The organism is Ruegeria sp. HKCCD7303 (genome assembly GCF_013111185.1).
GTDB lineage: Bacteria > Pseudomonadota > Alphaproteobacteria > Rhodobacterales > Rhodobacteraceae > Ruegeria.
Window position 1 is genome coordinate 677,191 of the sequence record NZ_WVRE01000001.1, and the last position, 18,654, is coordinate 695,844.

The window sequence follows — 18,654 nt, forward strand, 5'->3', positions numbered from 1 at the left end:
AATTATTCATCAGGAGGCGATGATGGCGTTTCAATCCCAGCGTTACGCGCGGCGTTTGTTTCCGCATAGGGATTGATGGATTGCCGTTCATAGACCTGACCATAACGATCGACAGGGAACAGACGCAAACCGGTCCAGCGACCGCGGCGCTTGCGGAACGCGGCATCCTCGGCCTCGACCACCTGACGCGCATCAGGTGGCACACCATAACGGCTTGAGGCCGTGACCAGCGCCGCATCTGACGACGGCACCGCTGTATTCGGGTTCAGTGCAGCCGCATTGCCACCCAGCGCTGCCACGGCGTCAGCGTTCGGGTTCGGATCGGTCAAGTTGGCACCGCCCGGCGTCGGAGCAGGCAAAAAGGCGTAATCCTGAGGTTCCGTCAGTGGTTTGACCGGAAGAACAGAAAATTCATCCGGACCCTGCCCCGGAGGCGCCAGATCCCGCAGACCGGGATTCGAACATGCCGCAACCGCTGCGACAACAGTCAGAACAAATATGGCGCGCGGCATCCGCATAGGTGTCTCCAGCCTGTTTCTGGCGCTTTTATCTCATATAATTCGGCGCGTCACGAGGGCTTTTTGCTGTCGAACAGAACCAGCCCCAAAGCGCCTGCAAATATGAACACATCCGCAAGGTTGAACACAAACGGGTTGTTGATGCCGCAACATGACATGTTCAGGAAATCCAGAACATAGCCGTATAACAGCCGATCCACCACGTTTCCAAGCGCGCCGCCTATCAACAGACCTGCGCAGAAGAGCATGAGTTTTGATGCGGCTATACGGCTGAGCCAGATAAGAACGCCGACACAGATCGCAATCGAAATACCGATCAGCACCCAACGCGCGGAGTCGGAATTCCCCTGAAACAGACCGAAATTGATACCGCGATTCTCACCGTATTTGAAAACCAGCAGCGGTGGCAGAACATCAATGCCACCTGGTTTCTCGGCCACGCGCATGACATGGACGACCAGATACTTGCTGATCTGGTCGATCGCAAAGGCGGCCAGCGCCGCCCAGAGAAGCAGGCGTGACTGCATTAGTGACGGAAGTGCCGCATGCCGGTAAAGACCATGGCCAAACCGGCCTCATCCGCTGCGGCAATCACTTCGTCATCGCGCATGGATCCACCGGGTTGGATGACGCAGGTTGCACCGGCCTCAGCCGCTTCCATAAGACCGTCGGGGAAAGGGAAGAAGGCATCCGAGGCGACAGCCGATCCAATGGTCAGCGGCTGCGGCAGTCCCAGCACATCTGCCATGCGTTCAGCTTTCTTGGCGGCGATCAGGGCCGAGTCCACGCGGCTCATCTGACCCGCACCCACGCCCACGGTTGAACCGTCTTTGACGTAGACGATGGCGTTGGATTTGACGTGCTTCGCCACTTTCCATGCAAACAGCAGATCACGCATCTGCTCATCAGTCGGGGCTTTTTTGGTGACGACCTTCAGGTCGTCCATGCCGACAAAACCGTTGTCCTTGTCTTGAACCAGCAAACCACCGGCCACCTGACGTACTGTTTTGCCACCGGCCGTTACATCTGGCAGACCGTCGGTCGTCAGCAAGCGCAAATTCTTTTTGGCCGCAAAGATCGCCTTGGCTTCGTCAGATGCTCCGGGGGCAATCACGACCTCGGTGAAAATCCCGGTGATCTCTTGCGCAGTTTCCGCATCCAACGGCTGGTTCAATGCCACGATCCCACCAAAGGCCGAGGTGCGGTCGCAGTCAAACGCCGCCTTATAAGCCTCAAGCAACGTCCCGCCCGTGGCCACACCGCAAGGGTTGGCATGTTTGATGATCGCGCAAGCCGCGCCCTGAGTGGGGTCGAACTCAGCGACCAGCTCAAACGCGGCGTCGGTGTCGTTGATGTTGTTGTAGCTCAGTTCCTTGCCCTGATGCTGCACGGCAGTGGCCACACCCGGGCGGTTGGTGCCATCGGTATAGAACGCAGCCTGTTGATGGCTGTTCTCGCCATAACGCAGAGTCTGTTTCAACTCTCCTGCAAAGGCGCGACGCTTAGGGGCCTCCAGCTGCAGAGCGTCGGCCATCCAGTTCGAGACTGCCGTGTCGTAGGCCGCCGTGCGGGCATACGCCTTTTGGGCAAGCCACTGGCGGAAACCATACGACGTCTTGCCGTAGTTCTCTTCCAACTGGTCCAGCAAAGAGGAGTAATCTTCAACATCCACCACTACGTTTACAAAGGCGTGGTTCTTGGACGCCGCACGGATCATCGCCGGGCCACCGATATCGATATTCTCGATGCATTCATCATAGCCCGCACCTTTGGCGACTGTGGCTTCGAACGGGTAGAGGTTCACCACCAGCAGATCGATCGCGCCAATACCATGCTCATTCATCGCAGCGACATGGGTGTCGTTGTCACGCAGCGCCAACAGCCCACCATGCACCACCGGGTGCAGGGTCTTGACTCGGCCGTCCATCATTTCGGGAAAACCGGTGATCTCGCTGACGTCCTTCACTTCAAGCCCAGCATCGCGCAGCGTCTTGGCCGTTCCGCCGGTCGACAGCAGCTCGACCCCGCGCTCGGCCAACGCCTTGCCCAGCTCAATCAGCCCGGTTTTGTCGGATACGGAAAGCAGCGCGCGGCGCACGGGGTGAAGATCGGTCATGGGTCCAAAGGTCCTTTTGGCGTCAGTCGAATTCTGGCTCGTCCCGGTGCGTATCGCGCACGGCATAGGCTGTGTCCTGTGCCTTGCTTAGCGTCCACCGGATGCGGGTCGCATACTCCATTGCGCGGCCAGATAGAACGATCTGTTTTGTCGCGCGCGGCTTTAAACGCCCCTTTTCAAGGTAAACGCTTGGCTCGACGGACAATTTTCCAATGCCATCATGGCGGAAAACCCAGATTTCGCCGCTTTTAAGGGCCATGGACACCGCCGCCCCGCCCAAATCCAGCGCCGCATCCACATCCGGATGCAGGTGAAAACGGATATCATACCCGATTCCCTTGAGCCCTGAAGCGTCCATAGCCTTGTCGAACTGGCGCTTTGCCTTGTCGGTCGCAGTCAGCAGAATATCCTCAACTGCAAGTTCGCGCCCATCAAATCGCAACTCAAAGGTCCGCGCATGAGTCAGGCCGAACACTTTGGCATACCCGTCATGACCAGCCATGAAGCGGATACCCTCAAACGCGTCTTCGAAATCGACAGGCACATCCTGCGGCGCATCCACCAACGCCTGACTTTCGCGGCCCGGCAATGGATTTGCCAGCCGCGCGCTGGAAAACCCATCCAGGCACAAGGTTGAATGCGACGGCGTCGCCCGCCCTGCGCGGCGCCATTCCAGGCCAAAACTGGCCCCTGATCCGCAATTCACGATCAACGGCCGCCGGCCCGAGGTCAGTTCGAATGCCAATGTGGACGCGTGCGCGTTGAACGAAGCGGCACCTTTGGGCGGCGCACTGGCATCTACAATCAGAGTGGTGCGTGCAGCAGACAAGCGCGCGTAGCCCATAGGCAATTCGGTCGCTGCCTTATGCTTGACGCCACTTTGTGCCAAGGCCTGTTCCAGACGCCCCTCGACTCCGCGTCCACCACCGTGGAATCGTGCCAAAGCGCCATCCGCATGGCGGAGGCTGCGCAAGGTCGGTGCAATCCGCTTGATTGCATTGACCTGCGCGACGGGCGCACCGCGCCCCAGATCGTTCAGCGCCGCGGTTGTCCAACTGAGCAGTGTGAAAACTTCCAGCAACTCCTCCGGGTTGCGCGTGGGGATCCCCCCCTGCGCGTCCACCTGACGATCGCATTCGCTGGCAAGAGCCCGCAGGGCAGGATCGGCCATCTGCTCCAACCCTTCCAACGCCAAACCGGCTTGTACCAATCCGGCCAGAGCCTCGAATCGGGGTAGGCCCGGCGTCGCCGCCGGCCAGCGTTTGGACAGGAACCATGTCTGTTGTGCCAGCGAGCGGAAGAACAGCCTGCTTTGCTTTTCATCCACCCCACGCAGCAGAAAGATCGCGTGGTTGATCCAGCGCATGACCCGCCGACCAGTCAGGTCAGGCACCCAACCGGGGCCCTGCCCGCGACCATGCGCTTCGATCCAGCCCCAGACCCAGCGTTGCGCCTTTTCCCGCGCGCGCATGTCTCCGACTGCGGCCAGATCATCCAGCCACGCAAAGCCGTGGCGTTCATCATCGAAACCTGCGCTGGGGGCGACGACGTCCCAGAGCCCGGTATCTTCGGCCTCGACCAGATATCCGGCAAACAAGAGGTTTCCGGCAACCAATTGCCGTCCACGTGCGAACGACCCGACAGTGCGCGGATCGGGCTGTGCGACAAATCCCGTGACCGCCTTTTGCCGCTGGCTCAGGCGCGCGTAGAAACGGTTCTGAAACCGCATCCATCGACTGGTCATGGTGTCCGAGTTCGACATGTCTCGCGTTACTCTGCCCCTTGCGCTCTGCTGGCGCTTGAGACCCAACGATAGACCGCGTCGATCGTCAAGTCATCGAAAAGCGTGCGCTTAGGCGGATTTGTTCAGACAGGCGATATAGAACCCGTCCATACCACCCTGATCCGCCCAATAATCGGGCCGCAGCCGCAGACCGCCTTCTTCCGTCATCCAATCCGTATCAACACCCGCTATGTTCACTGCGTCGCGATCCACGCTCATGTCCGGATACATCTCAAGCGCCTCTTCAATCTGCACTTCGCCTTCGTCCGGCAACAATGAACAGGTGCAATAAACCAAACGCCCACCGGGTTTCAGCAAACCCCATGCATGGGCCAACATCTGCGTCTGAAGCTCGATCAAACCGCCGAATTCGGACCCATCCTTGGCAAAGGGCAAATCCGGGTGCCGCCGGATCGTACCTGTGGCCGAACACGGCGCGTCCAGCAGGATCGCGTCATACTGACCTTCATGTTCCAGCGCATCCCCGACAATGACCTTCGCCGTCAGACCCGTCCTTTGCAGGTTTTCGCGCACCCGCTCCATCCGAGCTTCTGAAACATCCAACGCCGTAACGTCCGCTCCTGCCGCAGCCAATTGCATCGTTTTGCCACCGGGAGCAGCGCAAAGGTCCAAAACCGTCTCGCCCGCTTTGGGTGCCAGAACGCGAACGGGCAAAGCCGCCGCCGCATCCTGCACCCACCAGTCCCCGGCTTTGTATCCCGGTAGGGTCGAAACCTGACCGGCATCCTGCAGACGAATTGAGCCTGTCGGCAGCACATCGCCCGAGGGACCTATCCCCCCCCGCTTCACGGTAAGATCAAGCGGTGCACCTGCGAAATGCGCCTGCTCCATCCCGGCCACGGCATCCGCGCCCCACGCCATAGTCAGGGGATTGCGAAGCCATTCCGGCAAGCGCGGGACTCGCATTTTGGGCCAGGCTTCAGGGCCTTCGGCTGCCACTTTGCGCAGAACCGCATTCACCAGGCCCTTAAGACGCCCGTGCTTGCGCGAGCGGCTAATGATCTCGACCAAAGAATTCACCACACCATGCGCGGCTTCTCCGTTACAAAGCTCGACTGTGCCCAGCCTAAGCGCGTTATGGACTGTTAGGGCGGGTGTGCGGTTCAAGTGATTGTCCAACAACCTGTCGGCGCGTTCCAGGCCGCGCAAGGTCTCTGACGCCAACCGTTGAGCCCGCGCGCGATCTTCGGGACCCAGCCGGTCCAATGCACCCGCTGCGAGACATTCGGACAACAGGCGACCCTCACCCAGAACCTGATCGAGCAGATAGATTGCGCTGCGCCGTGCTGCTGTTGCGCTGTTTGCCATGGTACCGCCTTACTGTGACTTGCGCCCGCATTGCCAATGGCGGACGCGGGCGTATATCAAGACACAGCACGGAAAGGAACCCGATGTCATGAGTGACGACCGCAAAGATTTGCCCCCCGCCGCCCGGCGCGCGCTGGCCGAAGCGGAAGAACGCCGACGCAAGTCCGAAGCCGAAGCCAAGGCGTTGCCCAAAGAACTGGGCGGGCGCGACGGACCTGACCCCGCCCGCTATGGTGATTGGGAAAAGAAGGGCATCGCCATTGATTTCTAGGCGCTCAGCCGCGCAGTGCCTTGAGGAAGTCGCCTATCAAAGCGCGCTGTTTCTGGGATGTCGCCCGATCTTCGGGCCATGTCAGCCAGTACCCGTCTTTTGTTTGCAGCTCAGGTTGGTCCAGTCTGCGCAGCCGCCGCTCTTGAAGATCGGCAGAAGCCAGCGGAACTGACCCCAACACCACACCAAGGCCGCGCCGCGCCGCCGAGATTGCGTGCTCCATTGAATCAAAACTGATTTGGGAAGTCGGTACATCCTTCTTATCGCATTTCTGACACCATTCCCGCCACCCCGGGCGCTCACCACGCAGATCGATCAAAGGCGCACCCCATTCAACGTCGGGGGCCGCCATGGGCACAAGAACCTCGCGCGCGATCAAGGCCGCATCGCGCCCGGCCCACATACCGCGGCCATATCGGATTTGCAGCCAGGTCCGTTCTTCATCCAACGAAGACCGACGTGCGACCGAGTCGGTCATCACCTGCACTTTGGGTCTCAACTGGTGAAAGACAGGTAGAGCAGGCAGTACCAGCGCATGAATATTGGATGACAACCCGGCCACCCGCAACTCACGCGGGGACTTGCCGAACAGATCCTCTGTGTTGCGCTCCAACGCCTGCAGGCTGTCTTGCACCAAAGGCAAATAGCTCTCGCCTTCTACCGTCAGCGACACACCCCGCGCTTCGCGCACGAACAGGGATCGGCCCAACCAAGCCTCAAGGTTTCCGATCCGCTGGCTGACAGCGGCCTGCGTCAAACCAAACTCTTTGGCCGCAGCCGAGAACCCGCCCAAACGCCCTGCGGCCTCGAACACGCGCAGCCAGTCCAGCGGCGGTAATCCCACCTTTTTCTTAGCCATAAGATTTTCCAAGCCTCAGACGAAATAAGGATTAATTGTCGTAATGCCATGAACGGCGTATCTGCTCAACCAAAGCTCGCGCCGAACAGGAGATCCCCAATGCCGCGCACCGCTACTCATGACACCAACGTCGTGACCGTGACTTTCACCGACGATAGCCAAGCCCGCTTTCACGCCATCTGGCTGCGTGACAACGCGCTGGACCCGGACACCCGCGCGCCCGGCAACGGTCAGCGCCTGATCACTATCGGGGACATCCCCGCCAACATTTCGGTCAGCGCTGCCGATGTGTTGAACGGCGACCTCGTGATCACCTTCCAGCCCGAGGGCAAGACAGTGACCTTCCCTGCCGACTGGCTGGCCGATCACAGTTATGACAGCGCACAAGCCGCCGAGTTCGGCCGCATCGCCACCGGTATCACCACCTGGGAACGTGGCATCGACGCCCCCAGCGGAGATTGGAACGAGGTCCACGCCAGCCCGGTTGCTAAGCGCAATTGGCTAGCGGCGGTGGCCGAGTTAGGGTTTGCCAAGCTGACAGGCGGCCCAACCGAACCGGAATCGCTGCTGAAGGTGGCCGATCTGTTTGGCTATGTCCGCGAGACCAATTATGGCCCCTATTTCGAAGTGCGGACCGAGGTGAACCCCACCAACCTCGCCTATACCGGGCTTGGGTTGCAGGCCCATACCGATAACCCCTACCGCGACCCGGTGCCGACGCTGCAAATTCTGTATTGTCTGGAGAATTCAGCCGAAGGCGGTGACAGCATCGTGGTCGACGGCTTCCGCGCCGCCGAGAAGCTGCGCGATCAGAACCCCGAGGGTTTTGCCCTGTTGGCCGGCTTCCCGGCGCGGTTCGAATACAAGGGCTCGGACGGCGTCTGCCTGCGGTCGCGGCGCCCAATGATCGAACTGTCGCCAGATGGCGAACTGATCGGAATCCGTTTCAACAACCGCTCCTCCGCGCCGTTCGTCGATATCCCCTTTGAGAAGATGGAAGCCTATTACGCTGCCTACCGCCAATTGGGTGGAATCATCGACGACCCGGCGATGGGCGTGTCGTTCAAGCTGGAACCGGGCGAAAGCTTTATCGTCGACAACACACGCGTGCTGCACGCGCGTCTGGGCTATTCCGGTGCAGGCTCACGCTGGTTGCAGGGATGCTATGCTGACAAGGATGGATTGCTGTCCACACTCGCCGCGATGGAAATAACACAACCGGAGGCGGCTGAATGAAACCCGATTTCTCGACCCTGAACAGGGACAATATCGTGGCCTTCATCGGTGACATCTTCGAACGTCGCGGCGGCGAGGAGTACTTAGGCGAACCCGTCACCATGGCCCAACATATGCTGCAAGGGGCCACCATCGCCAAGCAGAACGGCCAGCCAGAGGAAATCATCGTCGGTGCACTTCTGCACGACATCGGGCATTTTACGTCCGAATTCGGCACTTATCACCCCGACGATACCGAAGACCGCCATCACGAAGACGCAGGCGCTGAGGTACTGGAACAGTTCTTCCCCTCGGTCATCACCGATTGCTGCCGCTATCACGTGGCGGCCAAACGGTATCTTTGCGCCACCAAGCCCGAGTACTTTCAACGCCTGTCGACTGCCTCGGTCCACACGCTGGAACTGCAGGGCGGCCCGATGAGCGCGGAAGAGGTTGTCGCATTCGAATCCAACCCAAACCTGAAAGAGATCATTCAGGTTCGCTATCTGGATGAGGCCGGTAAACGCGCGGATATGGAGACCCCCGATTTCCCCTATTTTGCACCCATGGTGCAGCGCATGGTCGACAAACATCTGGGCACGTCGTGACTGCACCTGAATACATCTTCGAGGCCAGTTCCAAGCCCTCGCTACCCTGGCACGAAGTTCCTCTGATCCGCGCAACAGATCAGACGGTCAAAGGCTATGGCTGTCTGGTCGATGACCCCGAGACCTTTGAAATCGAGATAGTCCGCTGGCCGCAACAAGGTTGGCGCCCCATCGACGAAGGCACCGGCGACGAAGGCGGCTGGGTCGAAGGCACGTTCAAATGTGACTGGCGAGGCGACGTGCTGTATGGCGAGAACGAAGCCGTCAAAGGGCATTACGTTCTTGGCTGGTCCACGGATCCGCAAACCGCGCAGACGGATCGGCAAACCGCGCCCCGTGATCAGGTGTTGCTCTGGCACATGAACTATCACCCCGACGGCGGTCAGATGTTTTGGCCTTTGGACAAAAAACCCTTCATCGTCCCCGCGGCCCTGCCCGGTGACAACCTGACGCCCGACAAGGTGGTGGCGTTCTGGTGCGACGGCTCGCGTGGCCTCTATATCCACCCGGGCATCTGGCACGAGGGGATATTCCCGGTCGAAGATGACCAACGATTCCTCGACCGGCAGGGTGCAGTTCACGCACGGGTCAGCGCGGATATCGGGAAAGAGTTCGGTGTGTACCTGGCCTGCCCATTGCGCGAAGACAGGATCAAGGGCTTTTAACCAAAGCCCCTTGATGCCCTGACCCTTTGCGCACGATCCAAATCTGCACAGCCAGCAAATAGGGCACGTAGAACGCAAAGTTCTGAACCAGATCGAAAGGGCCCGAGAAATCGGGCTCTGACCCCAGCCCACCGGTCAGCAGATACCAAAGTGTGTAATGCACCCGGTAGAGCCATGATCCCAGCGCCAGCCAGAACAGCCGCAGCCCCCAGGCCCAGTGCCCCGCGCGATCATTGCTGAGCACCATGCGTACAACCATAAGCGCCGCAGCAAAGAGGCAGAGGCCGTAAAGGAAAAACGCGGCAGACATCACCGGCCCACCAATCGTGCCTCGCAAAGGGATATAAGTCATCCCCGCCATCCCGGTCACAAGAGCCAGCGCGACCAGCACAGCACCCAAGGCGCGGTGAAACCAGTTGAAGCGCTGCCGAAGGGCGCGGACCAGTTGCAGCGGCACCAGCGTTACCAACACCGTTCCGGCAAAGATATGTAGAATCATCGCCGCGTTGCCGACGCTCTGACCGTCCGCAAACAAATAGCTTTGCGCAGGCGCATCATGCGACAGGCCGACGCCGATCATACCAAACCCGTGCGCCACAAACGGCAGCAGCGTCAGATAAAATAGTGCCAGCAGGACACCAGTTGCCAGACCGGAACGACGTAAACGCATAGATCAGAGCTTAGCGCCAACAATTCGGGCGTCTATGGCTTACAACCCCAGTACGTCCACCATGTCATACTGCCCGGGTGTCTTGCCTTGACCCCATAGTGCGGCCTTGAGGGCACCACGGGCAAAGATTGCACGATCACTGGCCAAATGGCGCAGGACGATGCGTTCTCCGGGGGCAGCGAACAGCACATCATGTTCACCAACGATATCGCCGCCGCGAATGGCGTGGAAGCCGATATCACCCCGCTTGCGCGCACCGGTGATGCCATCACGGCCTCGATCAGACACATCCGCCAATCTGACGCCGCGCCCCTCGGCAGCGGCCTCACCCAGCATCAGCGCTGTGCCCGAGGGCGCGTCGACCTTGTGGTGGTGGTGGCCTTCGATGATCTCGATATCGAAATCTTCATCCAATGCGGCAGCGACTTTCTTGGTCAGTTGCACCAGCAGGTTCACACCAAGGCTCATATTGCCCGCCCGCACGATCACGGCGTGGCGTGATGCCGGTTCAAGTGACGCGATTTGTTCGTCGGACATGCCCGTAGTGCCGATGACATGAACACAACGCGCCTGCGCAGCCAGAGCGGCAAATTCCAAAGTCGCTTCGGGCGCGGTGAAATCGATCACCGCCTGCGCTTGCGCAAACGCCTCCAGCGGATCATCAGTGACGGTGACGCCCAGCGCCTGACCACCCATGGCCGTGCCCACATCCTGATCGATCCAATCGTGACCCTTGCGCTCGACCACGCCAACCAGACGCGCCTGATCACTGTCGGTGACAGTCTTGATCAGCATCTGCCCCATGCGGCCCGAAGCCCCTGTGATAACGATCCCCGGAATATGGGTCATTGCGCTGGTCCTTTTCGCTAAGTCGGCTCAAAGCCTCCTACCCCGTTCGCGCCCGCTTGGCAAAGCCCCGCTTTGGGCTTAGATCGGGGATATGGCAAAGAACAAATTCCACGATGGCCCCGGCCCGTCCCAACGACAGCTGCGTGTCGGCGAACTGATACGTCGCACCCTGTCCGAAGTTCTGGCGCGCGGAGATGTCCACGACCCCGACCTGAACCGCATGTCGATCACCGTGGGTGAGGTCCGTACCTCGCCCGATCTCAAAATCGCCACGGCCTATGTGCTGCCGTTGGGCGGCAAAGGGCAAGAGGACGTGATCGACCTGCTGGCCCGCAATAAAGGTGAATTACGACGCGTGATCGGCAAGAAACTGAACCTGAAGTTCTCGCCCGATCTGCGGTTCCGTCTGGATGACACGTTTGACCGTCTGGACGACACCCGCCGCATGTTCCAGCAGGACGCGGTGCGCCGCGATCTGGACGAGTGATCCGTACTTTAACAACATTGGGCGCGATTTTGTGGGCCGCGCAAGCCTCTGCGGTTACGTGTGAAAAGGTTACTCACGACGGTCTGCGCTACACCGTCTGCGAGGTCAATGCGACTGCAGCGGATCTGCGCCTGTTTCTGAATGGTGAAGACGGCGAAGTGTTGGGGCATTTCTCATCGGTTAACGAGACGCTTGAACCCGAGGGCAAACGGCTGGCCTTTGCGATGAACGCCGGCATGTATCACGACGACCGCTCGCCCGTCGGCCATTATGTCGAAGATGGGCAGGAGCAGATGCGGGTAATCGCGAACCCCGGCCCCGGCAATTTCGGCCTGCTGCCCAATGGCGTTTTCTGCATCCGCAACGGGCGCGCCGATGTGTTCGAGACGCTGGATTTCGTGGATCAAACACCGGACTGCCGCTTTGCCACCCAATCCGGACCGATGCTGGTGATCGACGGCGAGCTGCACCCGCGCTTTCTGCCCGATTCGACCTCGCGCTATATCCGCAACGGTGTTGGCACCAGTGCCAATGGCGCGCGGGCCGTTTTTGCGATCTCAGAAGATTATGTCACCTTCCACGAATTCGGCAGACTGTTTCGCGATGTTCTGAACACCCCAAACGCGCTGTTTCTGGACGGCAATATCTCACGAATGTATGACCGCGCAGGCAACCGTTCGGATCTGGGATTCTCGTTGGGACCGATTGTGGGTGTAGTTGAGGACATGCCTGCAAATTGACAGGGCGGGTGTGATCCGTTAACCCGCGCGCCTCAGCAAAAGGCAAGGTGCAAGATGGGACGCAAACGCAAGGGTCGCGACATTTCCGGTTGGCTGGTTGTGGACAAGCCTGCGGGCATGACCTCGACCGCTGTGGTCAACAAGGTGCGTTGGGCGATGGATGCCAAAAAGGCGGGCCATGCGGGCACACTGGACCCCGAAGCAACCGGCGTTCTGGCCGTGGCTTTGGGCGAGGCAACAAAGACCGTTCCCTATATCACCGATGCGCTGAAGGCTTACACGTTCACCGTGCGTTTGGGTCAAGCCACCAATACCGACGATGCCGAGGGCGAAGTGATCTCAAGCAGCGATGCGCGCCCTTCGGATGAGGACATCAAACAGGCGCTGACCCCGTTTTTGGGCGACATCATGCAGGTTCCGCCTAAGTTTTCTGCCGTGAAGATCGACGGCCAGCGCGCCTATAAACTGGCGCGCGATGGCGAGGATGTGGAACTGACCGCTCGGCCCCTTTGGGTCGAGGAACTGATCCTTGTCGACCGCCCCGATGAAGACCACGTGGTGTTGGAAATGACCTGCGGCAAAGGTGGCTATGTGCGCTCAATCGCGCGCGATCTGGGTGAGGCACTGGGATGCCACGGGCATGTCAAGGAACTGCGCCGCATCTGGTCCGGCCCGTTTGAGGCCGAAGATGGCCTGACCATCGAACAGATCGACGATATGGCCAAGACAACCGCGCTGGACGCGTATCTGCACCCGCTGGAAACCGGCCTGTCGGACCTGCCCGAATTGAAATGCACCCCGGAGGGCGCCACCCGCCTGCGCAACGGCAATCCCGGCATGGTGATGGCATCAGACGTCGAATACGGCGATGAAGCCTGGGCCTCGTTGGACGGCAAGGCGGTGGCTGTGGGCATCTACAAATCAGGCGAGCTGCATCCGAGCCGGGTGTTCGTCGCCTAACTCACGTGTTAGGCGGTTGGCATGATCACCCGAACACATACCAAGGGCGATGCGCCCTCGACCGCCATCTATTCCGATTGCGAGAAGTATCGCTATAGCCTGACCCGCGTCTGGGATCCAAAGGGGCAGAAGGCATTGTTTGTGATGCTGAACCCCTCGACCGCGACTGAGGCAGTAAATGACCCTACGGTGGAACGCTGCGAGCGCCGCGCGCGGGCCTTGGGGTTTGGCGCGTTTCAGGTGACCAACATCTTTGCCTGGCGCGACACTGACCCGCGCAAGATGCGCGCTGCCACTGATCCAGTGGGACCAGAAAATGACAGGGCGATTCTGGATGGCGTGGACTGGGCCGATCGGGTCATTGCCGCCTGGGGCACCCACGGCGCACATCTGGACCGTGGCCCGGCAGTTGAACAGTTGTTGCGTCAGACGGGTCAACCCCTGTTCCATTTGGGTCTGACCAAAGACGGCCACCCCAAGCACCCCCTTTACATCGCCTACACTCAACAGCCTGAGCAGTGGTGATAAAGTATTAACCCTTTCAACAACTTATCTTTGACGCTGCTGCCTGCAGAATGAGACAATCCCCTCGGAGTTTTCTGCCATCGGAGGGTGCCATGTTTCTGGCCGGATTGATCGGACTGGCCGCCATCGGCGGTGCAGCTTACGCGATGAGCGACATGCTGATCGAAGACGAGGACGTGTCAGATGACATTCCCGAAGATGAGCCGCGATCCGAAGCCGAAACCGGGGAATTCCTGGATATCGGCGAAAATGTCGAAGACCCCGTCGAAACCGAAGTCGAACCCCTGTCCACCGGCATCGTCCTTTCCGAATTCGAAGGCGATCTGGTGATTGCAGGACAAGACGGCCCGGACATCATCACCGGAGGAGACGGCGTGGATCAGATCAACGGCTATGGCGGTGACGATACGATCCACGGCGGCCAGGGGGATGACGTCCTGCATGGCGGCGACGGGATAGATACCATCTATGGCGGGCCGGACAACGATGTCCTGCATGGCGAAGCGGATGACGACCTGCTGTTTGGGGACACGGGCAATGACGCTCTGTTCGGACATTTCGGAAACGATGTTCTGGACGGTGGTGACGGGGAAGACGAGCTTTATGGCGGTCAGGGTGACGATACTTTGGACGGCGGGACCGGTGACGACGCGTTGCAAGGCGGCTTCGGGGATGACGTTCTGGTCGGAGCGGCGGGCGAGGATGCGATCTTTGGCGGCGAAGGGGACGATTTTGTATTCGGCATAGAAGACGGTGCAGCCGAACAGGATTTCCTGAATGGTGGTGCCGGCAATGACACCCTAGTTGCCGGCAGCGGCGACGTCGTGACCGGTGGTCAGGGGGCCGATGACATCTTCGTGGGCCAAGGTAAGGACGATGTTACCGTCATGGGGTTCCAGCCGGGTGAGGATAAGTTGCTTGTCACTTGGGAGAACGAATCCGAGCCTGAAATAGCCGTGGAACCTGACGCTGAAGATTCAAATCTTACTCGGGTGATCATTGACGGTCAGGAAGTGGCGCAGGTTTATGGTGCCGAAGGGATGACGGCAGCCGATATCCAACTGATCACCGAAGCCCAACTGGAACAGTATGGGCAGATGGTCTGACCCCGCAGATTCCCTTTGCCATTTGATAAAAATCCGCTTATACGCGCCCATCCGCATCGGAATCGGCGCGGTTTTCTCCATGGGCCTGTGCTGGACGACATCCCGGCCTGCGCCATTAACTCTAACCTTTAAAGGAGACCCCGATGTCGATCACTGCCGCTGAAAAAGCACGCGTCATGCAAGAATTCGCAACCAAAGAAGGCGACACCGGTTCGCCTGAAGTACAGGTTGCCATCCTGACCTCGCGCATCAACACCCTGACCGAGCACTTCAAGACCCACAAAAAAGACAACCACGGTCGTCGCGGTCTGCTGAAAATGGTCGCCCAGCGCCGTAAGCTGCTGGACTACCTGAAGGGCAAAGAAGAAGCGCGTTACCAGGACCTGATCAAAAAGCTGGGCATCCGCCGTTAAGTTCGGATCGCATCGCTTGCAGATTTCAGACGCCCGTCACTTTGGCGGGCGTTTTTTTGTGCAGGTCAACCAGCTGGAAGTCAGATGCCCTCAATCTGGGTGGGCCCGTTCATATTCCATGCGCGCGGATTTGACCTGATCCATTTGTTCGTGTGACCAATAGACAAGCGGCTTGAGCAGCTCCAATAGGTCGCGACCCAAAGGTGTCAGCGCATAAGAAACCGCAACAGGCGGGCCGGGATCGACAGTTCGCGTCAGATACCCATCCCGTTGCAACCCTCTCAGGTTTTCGGTCAGCACACGTTGCGTCACGTCACCAATACAGCGTTTGAGTTCTCCAAACCGTTTCGGCTCATCCTCAAGGGCCAAAATGATGATCATCCGCCATTTGCCCGTGACGTTGGACAGAACCGAACGGATCGAGCAGTTGGACGCTTCGGCCTTGCTGTTGACGCCAATGGGGAGCATGAGAACCTCCGGTGCGGTTTAGTTACTTAAGACAACAATAGAACCTCCTGAAATAATCGCAAGGACATGTTTTTTAATGAAATATCCTAGAAGTAACCTCATGACTTTTTAGTGCGTAATTGAACTGTGGTGCATTTTTAATACTTACTATCAGCACAACTCGAATCATCAGGAATTGACCATGACCCCTAAAGAGCTTGTCCTCGCCCTGTTCTCAGCCGCTTTTATCGATCACGACCCAGAAGCCGCGCTCCAGATGGTGAGCGCCGATTACATCCAGCACAATCCGCAGGTTCCGACCGGCGCTGAAGGGCTGATGGGGCTGATCCCGTTGGTTGGACAATCCGGCATGACTGCCACAACCCACCGTGTGATTGCCGAAGGCGACATGGTTGTGCTGCACAATACTTATGACAATGTCGACGCGTTTGGAGCCTCGTCGCTTGCGGCTTTTGATATCTTCCGCGTGGAAGATGGAAAGGTTGTCGAACACTGGGACAATCTGCAACCCATCCCCGAAACCACCGCGTCAGGGCGTGGCATGACGGACGGGCCGGTTGAAATTACCGACCTCGACAAAACCCAAGAAAACAAGGCGCTGGTGCTGGGCTTTGTGCGTGATGTGCTGGGCGGTGCCGCGCCAGAGAACGTCACAACCTACATGGACCCAGAGGTCTATATGCAGCACAATCCTTCTATTGAGGACGGTCTGGCCGGATTGATGGCCGCGATCGACGCTTTCGCCGCGCAAGGCATGGTGATCACTAAGTTCGAGCCTCAGTTCGCCGTAGCCGAGGGCAATTTCGTCTTCGTGGCCACCGATGCCATTATGGGTGGTGAGCCATGGGCCTTCTTCGATCTGTGGCGCGTAGAGGACGGAAAAATTGTTGAGCATTGGGATGTTGTCTCACCCATCCCGTCTGAAATGGCGCATGACAACGGCAAGTTTTAATACCGGATCAAAAAACGCCCACCATCTGGTGGGCGTTTTCAATTTTCATAGCGGTCGTATTTACATCTTCGCCTTTTCCGATTTCAGCGCCAGCCACAGGCAGTAGCACATCATCAGAACCACCAGCGTGAACGGTATCCCCGTAGACACCGCTGCGCCTTGCAGGGCGGACAACCCACCCCCAAGCAGCAGGGCGATAGCAACCAGACCCTCCAACGTGCACCAGAACACGCGCTGTACAACTGGCGCATCCATCTTGCCGCCTGCCGTAATCGTGTCGATCACCAGCGAGCCCGAGTCGGACGAGGTGACAAAGAACACTACGATCAGGATCAACGCGATGGGCGCGACGATGCCATAAAGCGGCAGCTCTTTCAGGAAGCCGAACAGCGCGCCTTCGGGGGCGTAGCTGTCGATTACGGTGGCGCGGACGCCTTCGGCTCCGCCTGCGTTCAGCATGTCGATGGCCGCACCGCCAAAGGTCGACATCCACAGGGCGCAGACCGCCGTCGGGGCCAGCAGCGCGCAGAGGATGAACTCTCGCACCGTGCGACCCTTCGAGATGCGGGCAATAAACATACCCACAAACGGTGACCATGCGATCCACCAGGCCCAGTAGAACGTCGTCCAGCCGTGGAAATAGCTGGTGTCTTCTCGCCCGAACGGATTGGACAGCGCTGGAAGGTGCGTCACGTAATCCACCATCACGTTGAAATACCGCGCGATGGCTGTGCCAACGCCGGTGACAACAATGACGAAAAGGAACAAGCCCACAGCCATGATCATGTTGATCTCACTCAGCCGTTTCACACCTGCATCCATGCCCATCAGGACTGATCCCAGCGCGATCATGGTGATGCCGATGATCAGCAGGACGGTCACGGTTGGGCTGGGTTCGATGCCGAACACCTCGTTCAGCCCCGCCGCAACCTGTTGCGCCCCAAGACCCAAAGAGGTCGTCAGGCCGAACAACGTCGCAAACACCGCAAGCGTGTCGATGATATGGCCCCACCAGCCCCAGACACGCTCGCCCAGGATTGGATAAAAGGCCGAGCGCAGGGTCAGTGGCAGATTCAGGTTATAGGCAAAAATCGCAAGGCTCAGACCCACAGCGGCATAGACCGCCCAGCCTTCCAGCCCCCAATGATGGATTGTGCCGACGATGCCGATGTATTCATTGCCCGGAACGGCAATATCAATGCCCAAGGGCCGCGCATTCCCGCTTTCGGCAAAGTTATAATAGACCGGCTCCATCACGCCAAAGAACAGCAGACCGATACCAATACCGGCGGCGAACATCATCGCGATCCATCCGGCATAGGAATAGTCAGGCTTGGCATCCTTGCCGCCGATCCGAACACTGCCGACCGGCAGAATGATCAGAACCAGACAAAACAGGGTAATTGCGTCGACCGAAAGAACCAGGAACCAGTCAAACGTGCTGGTCAGCCAGGGCCGGAGCCAGCCGAAGAAAGAAGCCGCAGCCTCTTGGTTGGCCAATGCGATCAGAACGAACGCAAAGATCAAAATACTCGAGATCAGAAAGACCGGGTTGTGAATATCCAGACCAAATGGCCGGACGTTATCCTGACCCAGCTCATATTCCGTTTCGAAGTCGTAAATCCGGGGGTCCGGATCCAGCATCTTCTTTGTTTGTGCCATTCGATTGCCCTTCTGTTCGCTTTTTGCAAACGCCAAGGTATTCGGTCGGCGGACGGTTATGAGATAGTTACCCCCTTGGCGCGTTTCCGTCATTTCGACCGCAGGCTGGTTCGTAAGAGCTTATACAGCCTTGCTATTTTTTCAATTGCATTCGATCTCACCTATGTTAGCGATAAAATTTTTTTGCGATTTATTATCCCCTGCCCGGAAAAAACGCCCTGTTTCACGACGTTCAGTTTCATGCCCTGACCTGAAAATTACGTACAAAAGGAAAGCTTCGATCTGTCTCAGCATGATCCGGCCGCCGGATGCGGTTTCTCTTTCCTTCCAACGCATTCTCATGTATGCGCGCGTTATCTGAGACGTTGTGCCCTGACCCTGGCACTCGAATGGAAGATAAAGTGGGGTCGGCGGCAATGGGGCCGCCATGCAAACCGGAGACCCGCAGGGGCGGGAGT

21 protein-coding genes are annotated in these 18,654 nt (G+C 58.7%); 11 read left to right on the forward strand and 10 right to left on the reverse strand.

The genetic code is table 11. From position 1 onward, the window contains the following. Positions 1-2 precede the first annotated feature (2 nt). From GS630_RS02865 to GS630_RS02885, 5 genes are all read right to left on the reverse strand, one after another. A complete protein-coding gene (locus GS630_RS02865; protein ID WP_171178181.1) occupies positions 3-518 on the reverse strand; it encodes a DUF3035 domain-containing protein in 516 nt (171 codons plus the stop codon). Between the two features lie 50 nt (positions 519-568). Beyond that, positions 569-1,045: a signal peptidase II gene (gene lspA / locus GS630_RS02870; protein ID WP_171178183.1), complete on the reverse strand. Its 477-nt coding sequence runs from the start codon at positions 1,043-1,045 to the stop codon at positions 569-571. Beyond that, the gene (purH, locus tag GS630_RS02875) at positions 1,045-2,634 is read right to left on the reverse strand and encodes a bifunctional phosphoribosylaminoimidazolecarboxamide formyltransferase/IMP cyclohydrolase (RefSeq protein ID WP_171620179.1); all 1,590 of its coding nucleotides are present in this window, start codon (positions 2,632-2,634) and stop codon (positions 1,045-1,047) included. The genes lspA and purH overlap by 1 nt, the downstream gene beginning before the upstream one ends. Positions 2,635-2,656: 22 nt before the next feature. Further along, positions 2,657-4,396 carry a heparinase II/III family protein gene (locus GS630_RS02880; RefSeq protein ID WP_171620181.1) on the reverse strand — a complete coding sequence of 580 codons (1,740 nt, stop codon included), beginning with the start codon at positions 4,394-4,396 and terminating at the stop codon, positions 2,657-2,659. A 90-nt stretch (positions 4,397-4,486) separates the two neighbouring features. Next, the gene (locus GS630_RS02885) at positions 4,487-5,746 is read right to left on the reverse strand and encodes an RsmB/NOP family class I SAM-dependent RNA methyltransferase (RefSeq protein ID WP_171178190.1); all 1,260 of its coding nucleotides are present in this window, start codon (positions 5,744-5,746) and stop codon (positions 4,487-4,489) included. Between the two features lie 88 nt (positions 5,747-5,834). On the opposite strand from GS630_RS02885, the gene GS630_RS02890 reads away from it, so the two are divergent. After that, positions 5,835-6,017: a DUF1674 domain-containing protein gene (locus tag GS630_RS02890; RefSeq protein WP_171178192.1), complete on the forward strand. Its 183-nt coding sequence runs from the start codon at positions 5,835-5,837 to the stop codon at positions 6,015-6,017. A gap of 4 nt (positions 6,018-6,021) precedes the next feature. On the opposite strand, the gene GS630_RS02895 is transcribed toward GS630_RS02890, so the two are convergent. Continuing rightward, positions 6,022-6,876: a LysR family transcriptional regulator gene (locus GS630_RS02895; protein WP_171620183.1), complete on the reverse strand. Its 855-nt coding sequence runs from the start codon at positions 6,874-6,876 to the stop codon at positions 6,022-6,024. A gap of 99 nt (positions 6,877-6,975) precedes the next feature. Between GS630_RS02895 and GS630_RS02900 the strand changes: the two genes are divergently transcribed. The 3 genes from GS630_RS02900 to GS630_RS22565 are packed head-to-tail and all read left to right on the forward strand — an operon-like array spanning position 6,976 to position 9,364. Further along, positions 6,976-8,112, forward strand: a complete 1,137-nt coding sequence (locus tag GS630_RS02900) for a TauD/TfdA family dioxygenase (protein ID WP_171620185.1) — start codon at positions 6,976-6,978, stop codon at positions 8,110-8,112. Continuing rightward, positions 8,109-8,699 (forward strand): HD domain-containing protein, encoded by a 591-nt coding sequence (locus tag GS630_RS02905; RefSeq protein WP_171178206.1) that lies wholly within the window; start codon positions 8,109-8,111, stop codon positions 8,697-8,699. The genes GS630_RS02900 and GS630_RS02905 overlap by 4 nt, the downstream gene beginning before the upstream one ends. Then, positions 8,696-9,364: an ureidoglycolate lyase gene (locus tag GS630_RS22565; protein ID WP_171178208.1), complete on the forward strand. Its 669-nt coding sequence runs from the start codon at positions 8,696-8,698 to the stop codon at positions 9,362-9,364. The genes GS630_RS02905 and GS630_RS22565 overlap by 4 nt, the downstream gene beginning before the upstream one ends. On the opposite strand, the gene GS630_RS02915 is transcribed toward GS630_RS22565, so the two are convergent. After that, positions 9,351-10,034: a DUF2306 domain-containing protein gene (locus GS630_RS02915; RefSeq protein ID WP_171620187.1), complete on the reverse strand. Its 684-nt coding sequence runs from the start codon at positions 10,032-10,034 to the stop codon at positions 9,351-9,353. The genes GS630_RS22565 and GS630_RS02915 overlap by 14 nt on opposite strands. Positions 10,035-10,073: 39 nt before the next feature. Continuing rightward, the gene (dapB, locus tag GS630_RS02920) at positions 10,074-10,883 is read right to left on the reverse strand and encodes a 4-hydroxy-tetrahydrodipicolinate reductase (protein WP_171178212.1); all 810 of its coding nucleotides are present in this window, start codon (positions 10,881-10,883) and stop codon (positions 10,074-10,076) included. Positions 10,884-10,974: 91 nt separating this feature from the next. On the opposite strand from dapB, the gene rbfA reads away from it, so the two are divergent. From rbfA to rpsO, 6 genes are all read left to right on the forward strand, one after another. Continuing rightward, on the forward strand, positions 10,975-11,370 hold the full coding sequence (gene rbfA, locus GS630_RS02925; protein WP_171093264.1) for a 30S ribosome-binding factor RbfA: 396 nt from the start codon (positions 10,975-10,977) through the stop codon (positions 11,368-11,370). Then, positions 11,367-12,110, forward strand: a complete 744-nt coding sequence (locus GS630_RS02930) for a phosphodiester glycosidase family protein (protein ID WP_171711857.1) — start codon at positions 11,367-11,369, stop codon at positions 12,108-12,110. The genes rbfA and GS630_RS02930 overlap by 4 nt, the downstream gene beginning before the upstream one ends. A 54-nt stretch (positions 12,111-12,164) precedes the next feature. Continuing rightward, on the forward strand, positions 12,165-13,070 hold the full coding sequence (gene truB / locus GS630_RS02935; RefSeq protein ID WP_171178217.1) for a tRNA pseudouridine(55) synthase TruB: 906 nt from the start codon (positions 12,165-12,167) through the stop codon (positions 13,068-13,070). A 21-nt stretch (positions 13,071-13,091) separates the two neighbouring features. Beyond that, positions 13,092-13,595 carry a DUF1643 domain-containing protein gene (locus tag GS630_RS02940; protein ID WP_171178220.1) on the forward strand — a complete coding sequence of 168 codons (504 nt, stop codon included), beginning with the start codon at positions 13,092-13,094 and terminating at the stop codon, positions 13,593-13,595. A gap of 92 nt (positions 13,596-13,687) precedes the next feature. Then, the gene (locus tag GS630_RS02945; protein ID WP_171711858.1) at positions 13,688-14,701 is read left to right on the forward strand and encodes a calcium-binding protein; all 1,014 of its coding nucleotides are present in this window, start codon (positions 13,688-13,690) and stop codon (positions 14,699-14,701) included. A 143-nt stretch (positions 14,702-14,844) separates the two neighbouring features. After that, complete coding sequence (gene rpsO, locus GS630_RS02950; protein WP_170329634.1) at positions 14,845-15,114, forward strand: 30S ribosomal protein S15; 270 nt, start codon at positions 14,845-14,847, stop codon at positions 15,112-15,114. 90 nt (positions 15,115-15,204) lie between these two features. Here the strand turns inward: rpsO and GS630_RS02955 are convergent, their stop codons facing one another. After that, on the reverse strand, positions 15,205-15,582 hold the full coding sequence (locus GS630_RS02955) for a helix-turn-helix domain-containing protein (protein ID WP_171093255.1): 378 nt from the start codon (positions 15,580-15,582) through the stop codon (positions 15,205-15,207). A 181-nt stretch (positions 15,583-15,763) separates the two neighbouring features. Here GS630_RS02955 and GS630_RS02960 point away from each other — a divergent pair, with 181 nt between their 5' ends. Further along, positions 15,764-16,534 carry a nuclear transport factor 2 family protein gene (locus GS630_RS02960; protein ID WP_171620191.1) on the forward strand — a complete coding sequence of 257 codons (771 nt, stop codon included), beginning with the start codon at positions 15,764-15,766 and terminating at the stop codon, positions 16,532-16,534. A gap of 60 nt (positions 16,535-16,594) precedes the next feature. On the opposite strand, the gene GS630_RS02965 is transcribed toward GS630_RS02960, so the two are convergent. Next, on the reverse strand, positions 16,595-18,196 hold the full coding sequence (locus GS630_RS02965) for a BCCT family transporter (RefSeq protein ID WP_171620193.1): 1,602 nt from the start codon (positions 18,194-18,196) through the stop codon (positions 16,595-16,597). Between the last annotated feature and the right edge of the window lie 458 nt (positions 18,197-18,654).